General features: G+C 42.6%; 11 protein-coding genes. 6 read left to right on the top strand and 5 right to left on the bottom strand.

All coding sequences use genetic code 11. From position 1 onward, the window contains the following. The first annotated feature begins 7 nt into the window (after positions 1-7). Genes CRO54_RS03295 through CRO54_RS03285 form a run of 3 tightly spaced genes read left to right on the top strand, consistent with a single transcriptional unit; the run spans position 8 to position 4,381 of the window. Positions 8-958: a hypothetical protein gene (locus tag CRO54_RS03295; RefSeq protein ID WP_097128664.1), complete on the top strand. Its 951-nt coding sequence runs from the start codon at positions 8-10 to the stop codon at positions 956-958. A 16-nt stretch (positions 959-974) separates the two neighbouring features. Beyond that, positions 975-1,997, top strand: a complete 1,023-nt coding sequence (locus CRO54_RS03290; RefSeq protein ID WP_097128662.1) for a glycoside hydrolase family protein — start codon at positions 975-977, stop codon at positions 1,995-1,997. Positions 1,998-1,999: 2 nt separating this feature from the next. Next, complete coding sequence (locus CRO54_RS03285) at positions 2,000-4,381, top strand: outer membrane beta-barrel family protein (RefSeq protein ID WP_097128658.1); 2,382 nt, start codon at positions 2,000-2,002, stop codon at positions 4,379-4,381. A 392-nt stretch (positions 4,382-4,773) separates the two neighbouring features. Here the strand turns inward: CRO54_RS03285 and CRO54_RS21025 are convergent, their stop codons facing one another. Both CRO54_RS21025 and CRO54_RS03275 read right to left on the bottom strand, forming a co-directional pair. After that, positions 4,774-5,016, bottom strand: coding sequence for a hypothetical protein (locus CRO54_RS21025; RefSeq protein WP_138765738.1), 243 nt, complete (start codon positions 5,014-5,016; stop codon positions 4,774-4,776). Between the two features lie 355 nt (positions 5,017-5,371). Next, positions 5,372-5,878: a hypothetical protein gene (locus CRO54_RS03275; RefSeq protein WP_138765737.1), complete on the bottom strand. Its 507-nt coding sequence runs from the start codon at positions 5,876-5,878 to the stop codon at positions 5,372-5,374. Positions 5,879-6,260: 382 nt separating this feature from the next. Between CRO54_RS03275 and CRO54_RS03270 the strand changes: the two genes are divergently transcribed. Beyond that, entirely contained in the window at positions 6,261-6,623 is a 363-nt protein-coding gene (locus tag CRO54_RS03270) for a response regulator (RefSeq protein ID WP_171047810.1), read from the top strand. A 110-nt stretch (positions 6,624-6,733) separates the two neighbouring features. Then, the gene (locus CRO54_RS21020) at positions 6,734-6,976 is read left to right on the top strand and encodes a hypothetical protein (RefSeq protein ID WP_138765736.1); all 243 of its coding nucleotides are present in this window, start codon (positions 6,734-6,736) and stop codon (positions 6,974-6,976) included. Between the two features lie 49 nt (positions 6,977-7,025). Here CRO54_RS21020 and CRO54_RS03260 read toward each other — a convergent pair whose 3' ends face one another. Continuing rightward, the gene (locus CRO54_RS03260) at positions 7,026-8,129 is read right to left on the bottom strand and encodes a PAS domain S-box protein (RefSeq protein ID WP_171047809.1); all 1,104 of its coding nucleotides are present in this window, start codon (positions 8,127-8,129) and stop codon (positions 7,026-7,028) included. A gap of 255 nt (positions 8,130-8,384) precedes the next feature. Between CRO54_RS03260 and CRO54_RS03255 the strand changes: the two genes are divergently transcribed. Beyond that, entirely contained in the window at positions 8,385-8,906 is a 522-nt protein-coding gene (locus tag CRO54_RS03255; protein WP_097128640.1) for a sensor histidine kinase, read from the top strand. A 65-nt stretch (positions 8,907-8,971) separates the two neighbouring features. On the opposite strand, the gene egtB is transcribed toward CRO54_RS03255, so the two are convergent. Beyond that, positions 8,972-10,126: an ergothioneine biosynthesis protein EgtB gene (egtB, locus tag CRO54_RS03250; RefSeq protein WP_097128637.1), complete on the bottom strand. Its 1,155-nt coding sequence runs from the start codon at positions 10,124-10,126 to the stop codon at positions 8,972-8,974. A 38-nt stretch (positions 10,127-10,164) separates the two neighbouring features. Then, positions 10,165-11,157, bottom strand: coding sequence for an L-histidine N(alpha)-methyltransferase (locus tag CRO54_RS03245; protein WP_097128634.1), 993 nt, complete (start codon positions 11,155-11,157; stop codon positions 10,165-10,167). Positions 11,158-11,593: the final 436 nt, after the last annotated feature.

Genomic DNA, 11,593 nt, shown 5'->3' with positions numbered 1-11,593 from the left:
AAAGAATATGGAAGAAATTGAAATACTCAATGAGCAACATGATGATTTGTTAGGCAAAGTCCCTAGGAACATTCTGATATGGAGCAGTATCATACTTCTTTTCTTTTCCCTATCATTATTTCTTGGGCTTTCATTTACAAGTTTTCCGACAAAGCAAAGCGGAAATATTACCTTCATTTCAACAGACTCAAAACCAATAATTATTCGCTCAACACAGCCACTTGTACTGACGAAACTTCTCGTGAAAGATTCCTCCTCTGTCACTTCTGGGCAAAGAATTGCTTACGGAATACCTGATATTAATAATAGTGATGTGTTAGCAATGGATAACCTCATTGAAAAAGTTTTGGGCGGTAACCTCGATGCATCCATGTTATTGGAAGTAAAGCATCTCAATTTTATCGGATTAAAAAAGGAATACAGGGAACTACTTTCGTTACTTCGGCAAAAATCACGTCAACAGGATGTCAAAGGATATGTGGCCATTTTCAAAAATAAATTTGATGACTGGAAGAAAGGTTTTTTCCTTACCGCCGAAAATACAGGAAGAATCTATTTCAACGAGGTTGAGATGCTCAACAACCAATTCGAAATTGGAACACCTATCTACACGCTTATTTCAACTTCAAAAAAGAAAATTTATGCCCAGATGCTGGTTGACAGCAAGAAAGCAACCGATATAATTAATGGGCAATTAGTTAACATTCAAATCTCTGACCTCAAAGAATTTAATGATAACATAATGCAGGGAAATGTATTAAAATCGATTCTCGATCCGGGTGTTGATGGAAAATTTAAAAAGACAAGAATTATCATTTCATGTCCCAAAGAACTAGAATCTTATGTCAGAAAAAAATACGTGAATCTTGAATCCTTATCGGCAAGCGGCGAAATCTATTCACATGATCAAACCTTATTACAGAGGCTAAAAAAATCGATTTTAAAAAAAAGAGGCTGACATTTAGCAAAAAAAGATGAATATAAACGAAAATACTGTCAAAGAAAGATTGGAAAGGATTAACAGGTTTCTGTTACTCAATGTGGATTTTATACCTTCACTTGGCCTCATTGAGGGTAAAATAGGTGTATGCCTTTATTTAATGGAATACGCTGCATTTTTCGAAGACGAAAAAGTTTTCAAACTGAGTTGTGATCTTTTCGACGAAATAATTGAAAATCTTAACATTAACCAGGGCAATGATTTTAAACGCGGGCTCTGTGGTATAACATTTGCAATCGAAGAGCTGGTCTCTAAGGGAATCATAGATCTGGGCGACGAGAATATCCTTGAAGAAGTTTACTCGAAAATTCTATCAGACGCCGAGACCATCCAGAGTTCAGACATGATGAATGGTCTTGGATGTGTCATCTATTGCCAACTAAAACGCTTAGCCAATAGCAATGACGCTAACAAAAATGATATTGAAGCCATCCTCTATAAGTATTTTTCCAGATTCGACATCTTTGAAATCGATAGAATTGACCTTCCCCTAACCCTAGATATGTTAACCCTCGCTTACGAACTATTAGATAGCAAACAAGTCATTGAAGAAAAACTTCTCGAGACGGCAAAAAGATTGAGTTCTGGAGTTGATTTGCAAGACTATAAGAACTATAACCCCATATTTCTCGCAAGCCTATTCAACACCAGCTTTGAAAAGACCGCATTAAAAATATTTTATGAGATGGCTAATAACATGCTCGCAGAACACGAGGAAACTTTTAATCATTTCATCAATAAAGAGAGTTCTGTTTCAAGTCACACAAATGCTGATATTTTACTTTCTTATATCAATATGAGAAATCTTCCCATCCAAAGTATAACTGAAAAAATAAATTTCTGGGAACGTAAAACGTTCGAAGAAATACCTAGCTCCATCGCAGGCTTCAATATTGATCAAGAAGTCAGTAATTTTCGTATGTTCGCATCCTATGCTCGCCAAGGCCGCAAACTGATTCAATATCTAAATAATCATGTTCTAACAAATCATTACTAAAAATGAATCGGATTCTCTCTCTTACAATCGTACTTCTCGTAAATATTTTCATTACTACCGCTCGCAGTCAGTCATCCTATTCAGTTACGTCAAAACTAGTGGATTCACTTTCGACTAGCTCAATTGGATATGCCTCGATCTACATAAAATCTGAGAAAGTTTCCAAAAAGATCCTCACCTCAGATGATGGAACGCTCAATATCAATCTGGAGCAAGGCAAATATATTTTCACATTTTCAGCCTATGGTTACCTCCAAAAGAAAATAGAGGTGTTCATAGAGAACAGACAAATCGATCTAGGGACGATTAAGCTCGAACAGACTTCAAAAAAGCTAAACGAAGTTTTAATTTTGGGAAGCAGGCCAATAATTAAAAAGGAAATAGACAGGCTCGTATATGACGTACAAGCGGACGAAGATCATAAGAATACAGTAATGTTGGATATGATGAGAAAAGTGCCGTTAATAGCTATAAATGCTGATGAAAAGATTACAATACAAGGGAAATCTAATTTTAGAATCATGGTTAATGGAAAACCATCAGTTTTATTGAGTAACAAGCCGGCGGATGTCTTACGGACTATGGCCTCATCTGGCGTAGATAAAATTGAAGTTATTACAGTACCTCCATCAAAATATGAAAGCGAAGGCTTAGCAGGAATAATTAATATTGTTACGGTTAAAAAACAAGGAGATGGATATGGAGGCAATGTGAATTTAGGCAGCAACTTTTTGTCAGCCTACAAAAGACGTTCTCTAGGAGGCGCTTTCAATTTCAAAAAAGATAAATTTAATTTATCAATATCAGCTGGGGCGACAGATGACCGCCCAAAAGAGGATGTAGATTATATGCGCAACGGTAAGATAGACCAAAGTAGTTTGACCCAGATCAAGAACAATAGATTCAAATCACCATACGCGTACGCAAGCACAGAAATGAGTTTACAACTTGATTCCTTGAACCTAATTAGCGGCGAATTAAATTTTTATAGAAGCAGCAACGATGTCACATTCCACACTATTTCCAACTTTGACCAACCGGGATCGGCCAGACAAAGCTTCACAAACAGCACTTTAATGGATGAAATTTTCGACATTGCTACTGTAGGACTCAACTATGAGAAGTCTTTTAAACGTAATTCCAATCAGTTGTTATCATTAGCTTACCGTTACAGTAGGCAATCTGACAACATAAATAGCGACATTGTCTTCAGCAACCTTTTTAATGCTCCCACGTATAATAATTTCACTCAATTCAATGATCAGAAAGCACTCGAGCATACCTTGCAGGTAGATTTCTCCTATCCAATCAAGAAAGTCATTATGGAGGCCGGTGCAAAACTGATTCTTCGAAACAATAACAGCAGATACCAGTATGTAGAGGACGGAGTTACAAGTTTTTCTAATGGTTTTGAAAATGACCAAAATGTATCTAGCGCCTATAATTCCTATAGTTTTGATTTAGGAAAGTGGAAATTTAAGACTGGGGCAAGATTGGAACATACCAGAATATCAAAGAATTTGAATGGCATTTCGGATAGAACAGAATTTAACTTCCTGAACCTCTCACCCTCCATAGCTATACAGCGTCCATTAACCAATAACAGAAGTCTTAACTTTGGTTATACACAGAGAATATCCAGACCGTCAATTAACGATTTAAACACCTTCGTAGACCAATCAAATCCTCTGGTGCAAAGAACCGGCAATCCAAGCTTGGAACCGTCAGTAGGGAATAATTTCCAGTTTTCCTTTAGCCGTTATGATAAAAGTATAATCGATATCGGTTTAAACTATTCCTTCCAGAACAACATGATACAAAGGATAAGGACATTTGACCCGAACACCAATATTACGTTGATCAGATACGATAACATAGCAAAGGACAGAGCGCTAGGTGCCAACTTCTATTTTAGAAAAACTTTCGCCAAGAAAGTAACGGCAACCGCAAATGGTAGCTTAAGCTATGTCTGGATATCGGGATTGGTTGGTGAGAATCTTTTAGAAAACGAAGGTCTTTTCCAATACTATAATCTGGCTTTGAGCTACACCATAAAAAAGGGCTTAAGACTTAATTCCAATTTCGATTTTCAAAAACCGAGAGTAACATTACAATCGAAAATCGGTTCGAACTTCGGCTCTACGATTACTATAAACAAAGATTTTATGGATAGGAAGATAACGGCTGGGCTATCTGCTATTAATCTATTTGCAAAACATAGGAACTTTTCAACGGTAACTCAAGGAGACAACTTCAATGAATACTCGAACACACAAGTCTACTATCGTGTTTTTAGCGCAAAGGTATCTTATAGATTCGGTCAGGTAAAAGGAGAAATGCGTAAAGCTAAAAAGACTATACAAAATAACGATTTAAATAACTAGAAGACTCAATTCAATTGCCGATAGGTACAGGTTCAAGTGGGTTTTACAACCATCAAGTAAACGCTGCAGGATTTCGTGTAGATAAAGAATTTGTAGCTTTCGCCGAATTGTGATTTGGTTATAATGTAATTATCAATGCAGTGCTTACTAATCACTGATTCCCTAGCCAGTTAATCTTAGCAGCCGAATATCCAAACGGTTGAAAGAAAAACAATGTACTAATCTAGGAGACATTCTATAACTACGAGAAAGCCCGACAAATGGCCGAGCTTTCATATCTAAACAATCATTAAAGAACGATAGGTTTAAATCAATAATAGAAATTTAAAGTATAAAAGTTTTACAAAAATTACACTATCTTAATTTTAGGTAGATAATTATTAGGAGGATACTTATTCATCTATCAGCAGTATATCCGAAATCTCCCTACTGGCAAAAAATGTTTTAGCATCTGAAGTAAACCTGCCCTTACTCGCCGCATTGACCTTTTGCCCTTCGCTGTATGGCACTGGATACTTCAGTTTGATGACCAAAATGTTCGGCACCTTCTTGCCGTCATATTTCGAGATTACCGTAGCACCATCATCCAACTTCAGCCCAAGGGACTGAAACTCATCGATCTTTTTTGTATCCAATGGGGCTAACGTATACCCGCGTACCGGAAGATCAAGGTCATTGAAAAGTTTCTCCAGCCGATGGCCAAGGTAAACCGACTTTCGAAATATAAAATTTCCCCTCAGGTATTTCAGGGTATCATTTTTAAATGCTAGCAAAGGTCTGATCGCTCGGACCGTATCCACACGTTCATGGATCACCACTTTGCGATTCTCCCCCTGAATCGATTCCTGCTCACCTTCCGAAGACGGGGCACAACTGAAAAAGAAACTTGTAGCTATACAGATTACTATTCTATTCATATCATTTTATGGGCAATCAATTGTAAAATATTCCGGTCCATTAGGGCCTATAGTACTGTCCGCTCCCAATTTTTTAAAATCCCCTTCCTTCACCCTTGCTCGCATCCAACTGAAGCCATAGCCTGCTGTAATATTTTTCGATTTCCCCATGTATGACCGGTATGCCCCCTATCCAATCGGAAAGAGATGAGATGTCTTTCATTCCCAGGACAAATCTGGACAGGTACCTAAGGTACAGCGGATGGCCTTCTGATCTTACAGCGAGCTCTGAAATATCTTCCTCTGCAATATTAAGGTGGTCCAGTTTCTTCCTGAGATATCTTTCGGTCTTTTCTTGGCTGAGGGGTGTTATAATCACCTCTTCACGCTCGCCTATGAGCGCTCCCAGCTCTACACCTAGTGCTTTTTTGGAAGTACATAAAAAAATGACTTTTAGCCCCTCCGGCATGGTCAGCGGAAGAATGGAAAGAAAGTCGTCTATAAGATGGTTAGGAACATTATCCAGACCATCAATGACCAGAAACCCAATATGCCCACTGTTGTTATAGTACCTCCCCAATAAGTCGAGTGCGCCCCTCACCTGTAAGAGTCTCTCGTGGGGCTTGGTGCCATCTTTTGGTTTATCAGGGAACCTATTGTACAGGATGCGGTGGCATACCTCCTCTAACCATCTGACAGCTAGACTAATATAGCCGCATCATTTACCAGCATATCACTTTAGATGATTGGGGATATAACTTCGGTCGCATCTCTTTTTTTACACGTAAAGCCAATAGAGCCAACCCGCTCAGGACTAATCTCCAAATTGTAGCTTACTATTCAAGGAAAGGTACTTTATCCGGAGCAGCAAACAGCCCTAAGTCCATGCTATGCACGCCCCATCGTTTTGATTCAGGTGTGCAGCGGCATTTCCCATATATTGCTAATATGTTCGTATCTTTGAGAAGATTTTTATGATAGCTATGAAGAAAAAAGTCGTTCTTGTCCAGGATAATGAAAATATCCTGGAAATCATGGATCATGTCCTGACCGAGGAAGGTTTCGATGTCACCCCGTCGCTAACGATTGATCCCATTCAAAATATTGAACAGATTGATCCCGACGTCGTTGTGATCGATGACCATATTCCCGGAGAAGTCACTGGACGCGAGGTCGTTGCAGACCTTAAAAATGACCCACAGACCGAAAATGTGCCGGTCATCCTGACTTCGACATCGAATCGGTTGCCAGAGCAGGCAGAAGCCTGTAGGGCGGACGACTTCATTGAAAAACCTTTCGACATAGATCATATGGTAGAAGTTGTAAAACGCAATGCTGAAGAATGAACACTCAATATACATCCTAAAACTACCTTATCCGTTGGTTTGGCAATCCCCGACTGTTACGTAGAAAACAAAGCCAAGATGTACTTGTTATTCATCGAAAGAACATCGACATGGCTGAACAATTGGAACATCTCCGGAACGAACTGATCATCAATCATCAAGCGTATCTATTGCTGGCAGATTTCACGGAAAACGGTGCACTGTTACTGTTGGCTAAACCATTTTTGGACCTGGACCAGGTGATGAAAGCAATCTGTGATGACCTGTTCGATAAGATCAGTTTCCGTCAACACTTGGACATCCACTTTCGCAGCTTTGGCGAAAATGAGCTGATCGCAATCTCCATCAATTAGGCTTATCACCAGCTGTTCAAACATCGCTGACCATGGGCAACGGAACATGTTATTTCCGATGGTCGGTAAAGCTGGCCTGATACACTAAACGTCTAATAATGTCATCAAGTTCTCCCGCCGATCTCTTCAACATCCGGATCTCTTCCGCTATCTCGCTGACCCCGGCCCCATCAATGATATCGACCAATCCAAGTATCGCAGCCAGCGGTCCGCGGATGTTATGGGACTGCATCAGGGCAATCCTGTCAAGGGCACGGTTCTTGGAGTCCCCCTCCTCCTTTGTCCGCTTGAGTTCGGAAATATCGGATGCCGTGTAGGAAACACCTATGATGGCACCCGAAGAATCGTAGGCCGGACTAAAATCAAACTGCCACCAGATTTCCGAACCATCATGCCATAAACTTTCCTCGAACGTGATCTTCTCCCCACCAAGCGACCTATGGAAATTCGACCCAAAACTTTCCGCAAAATCGGGTCCCACATAGTTTAGGATCGGCGCACCGATCTCCATCTTCTGACCGTGCTTGTCCAGCATGAATTCTGCCAGTGTCCGGTTGAAATAGAGAATATCCATTTCTTTCCCCACCAGCAGATGGCAGGCATTGGAACTCTCGAAAAGTGCCCTTAACTTGATCTCGTTGGCTTTGGATTCCAAAAACTGTTTCTTTAGCACATCCAGACTATATTCGAACTCAAGGATATGGACCACCTGTTTGGAAAGAATGCCAAGGATTCCCTGCTGCATTTCACTGAGCTGCTTGGGATGGTGCCCGACCACACAGAGGCTGCCCAAATTGATCCCATCTACAGTCGTCAGCGTCGCACCGGCGTAAAACTGGATATTTGTGGCACCGTTTCGATAGGGATGATCCGCAAAGCGTGCGTCCTTTCCCGTATCGGGGATTACCAAAACCTCTTTTCCAAGTATGGTATAATCACAAAAGGCATCGGCACGGGACGTCTGCACAAGATCGCTCCCAACCCGGTATTTGATGTGCTGGGTATCTGCATCGATCAAGGTGATCATCGCAATTGGCACCTCACATACTTCGGCGGCATAGTTGACGATCTCCTGCAGTTCATCTTCCCTGCTGATCTTCAATTTTAAAAACCTATCTACGGCCTGAAGCCTTTCCAACTCTTTTCCCGGCATACGGTCAACATTAAAAAAATATAAAACGATGAGCATCAACGGATGAAATACCTCAGTAAACACCACATCCCATAAAAATAAAACTTTTTTCCTTTAAAAACCTTGTAAATACATAATCGGCACAATTACCAGTTTTGATCCCAACCTTTTACGTCAGAGATACAATCTTGTTGGAAGCGGCCGAGCGCCGGGAGATCGCCGAAAGGCTATATCAGCGAAGCACCGTGCCATGGAGCTGCTCAACAACCTTCTGAGTTGGGGACAAGCACAGCCCAAGGGGAATCGGACATCGCCGTTATCGCCGAAAATAATATCCGGCTGTTGGAGGCGCAGGCGCTCGAAAAAGATATAAGGATGAATAACCATTTAACGGGGCCTACGCTGGTCTTTGCCGATCATTCCCATGTGGACTTTGTGGTAAGGAACCTATTGTCCAATGCCATCAAATACAGCTTTCAGGGAGGAAAAATCGAGATACGGAAATCGGATACCGGCAAAGCCGGACTTACAGCCTTCAGCATCTCGGACAATGGAATAGGTATCGACAACGACACTGCGGAAAAGCTCTTCAGGCTCGATGGACAGAGCCGGTTGGGAACCAGTGGTGAAAAGGGCACCGCACTTGGGCTGATCATCTGCAAAAGCTTTATCGAAGCCAATGGCGGCAATATCCGTGTGGAGAGTGTCAAGCAAAAGGGAACTACCTTCATTTTCTCGCTCCGCCAAGATAGGGACGATAGTGACCATACGGTGTCCGAAAGTGGTGGCCTGCCATAAGGTATGCACATGATCCTGGTCCATCTGGTATTCTATAGCCGGCATATCTTCGCATAAGGAGCACGCTATGACCAGGTTGCCAGCCTGATGCCACTGAACTGCCATTGGTGCCTAGGATGGAAAAAATTTCGATAGGTGTTGCGGCTATGCCCCTGCGGAGTGGCTACCGATGCCCCCCTTAACACCATCTGGCTCACCATGAATTTCCCATTGTACTCGCCGATAGCGCCAGTTTCCTTTTTGAATCCCGGGTAAGGCAAATAGGCACTATCGGTCCATTCCCAACGCTGGCCCCAATCTATTCTGCCAGAGGCGACCTCCCACTCCGCCTCGGTTGGCAATCGCATTCCCTTCCAGGCGGCAAATGCCGAAGCTTCATAGAAACTGACGTGGCAGACAGGTTCATCCAGTTGGAGCTCCTTTAGTCCACCCAATGTGTAATACATCCATCTGTCATCGATCTTATGCCAATACAATGGCGCGGTGATGCCATGCTGCCTTAGCCAATCCCAACCTTCGGAGTGCCAATAGCTGAAATCGGTGTAGCCACCGGCAAGCATAAACTGTAGGTATTCTCCGTTGGTAACCAATTTTTTTGATATCCCGAAGCTGCCAAGGTATACCTTGTGCCTTCCAAGTTCGTTGTCGAAGCAAAATCCCTCTCCCCGGAACCCAATTTCATAGACTCCTTCCCCGAAGTGGACCATCTCGTTGGGCTGCGGATTTGTTTGCCCAAAATCGAACTGTCCCGCATAAATGGGAAAAAGGGGATTATGGCCCAAAATATATTTGATGTCCGTATATAGGAGCTCCTGATGCTGCTGTTCATGGTTCAGGCCCAGTTCGACCAGAGCAGTTAGCCCGGTATCCAATAAGGTGGTCTCTAAAAAGGATATCATGTGGCGATCCACATATGCTCGATAACGGTAGATATCTTCTACCGAAGGCCTGCTCAGGTTACCACGGTCGGTACGGACCACCCTTGCGCCGACCGATTCGTAGTAGCTGTTGAACACAAAGTTATACATCGGATCGAAAACCTGATAACCAATCAGGTGCGGCATCAGTATAAAGGTTTCAAAAAACCACGTGCTATGTCCCAGATGCCATTTGGGCGGACTCACATCCGCGACCGGCTGTACCACATAATCCTCTGTCTGTAAAGGACTACAGATCGCAGCGCTCTGGTTCCTGACTTCAACATATCTATCTCTTAACATATCTTATTTGCTTTATCCCTGAACGGTCAGTTTAGTAGTTAATGTCCTGCCATCCACAAGGCATCGATGAACCAATTTTTAGAGTCACTGATTTCCCTTAATTGCATGAATCCGGATCGGATAGCCAGTTCCCCTATCTGCTGCCGTGAAAACTTTTGTGACACCTCCATATCGATCAGTTCGTTTTCCTCAAAAACGATACGATTCCCGGCAATATCCACCTGTTGGCGTACAAGGCTTACAAGGTAGCTCCTGCAGGCACCGGTTTCGGGATCGTAATTTTGATAGTGGCTGAAGTTATCCGTATCCATATTGGCGCCCAGCTCCCGGTTTATCCTTGAAAGCAGGTTGAGGTTAAATGCTGCGGTGATCCCGGCCCTGTCATTATAGGCGTCGAGGATCTGCTGCGGATTTTTTTTGAGGTCGAAACCAATCAGTGCCATATCTCCGGCATTGAGATGGCTGCGGAGTTCCCTGCAGAAAAGACCGGCTTCCCCGATTTCCATATTCCCGATGTTTCCGCCAAGAAAAAGCACGACCTTGCGTCTGTTGTTAGATCCGGTCGCTTGCCGGAGCATTTCAAAATATTCCCCCTGCAGGGAGTCAATTTTCAGCGCTGGAAGCTGCATGGCCAACCGCTCCCCCAGTTCGGAAAGGATATTGCCCGAAATATCTATGGGGCGGTAGGTAAAATCGGCTTCTTGATCTAATAGGAACTTTAATAAGAACGAAGATTTGACCGCGTCTCCGGCACCCAGCTCGATCAGGTCGAAGGGACTTTCCCTAAAACAGATCGCACTGGCCAGATCCGCCGTCCTGTTCTGGAAAATATCCAGTTCACATTTGGTCAGATAGTATTCTGGCATCGCCATGATCTGTTGGAAAAGCTGGTCTCCCCTATGGTCATAAAAGTATTTTGAAAGCAGTTTTTTGCGTTTGGCGGTAAGCCCCTCGATGACGTCGGTCCGGAATTGGTCGAGTTTTATGGATTCTTGAGGGAATGGTTTCAGCACAGTGGTGGCTCCTGTCATGTTAAAATGTTCAAATTCGGCGATATACTGGATACGCAACAAAGCACCGTATTTTTTGTTTTGATATATGGACACATTACCAGCGACCAACATCACGTGGAGCCACTGACAATCGTATCCCTCCTTTCCCAGGGGAATGGTGTTCCATTGACCATCAAAAGTAAATCTAGCCTAGGCAGATCTTGGTTCATTGTGATGCAGATAGGCCTTGATCTGCTAGCGGAAAGTTTTAAATCCAAGCAGAAACCGGATATCCATGTCTATAAATCCTGAAAGAAGTTTTCCACCAATTTATCCAAGAGTTTATCGAAGTACCAATATGGCAACAAAAAATCTGCTGTCTTTTTCCATAAAGTTATTACCTGGCCCACAAGTGATATGTTTATCGGAATATCGGCCAGCAGGTCAGGAGCACTGTACAGTTTAACAGACACAA

Source organism: Pedobacter xixiisoli, from assembly GCF_900215335.1.
GTDB lineage: Bacteria > Bacteroidota > Bacteroidia > Sphingobacteriales > Sphingobacteriaceae > Pedobacter > Pedobacter xixiisoli.
Note: the sequence above shows the minus strand (reverse complement) of the source record. Positions and strands in the feature narration are given on the sequence as shown.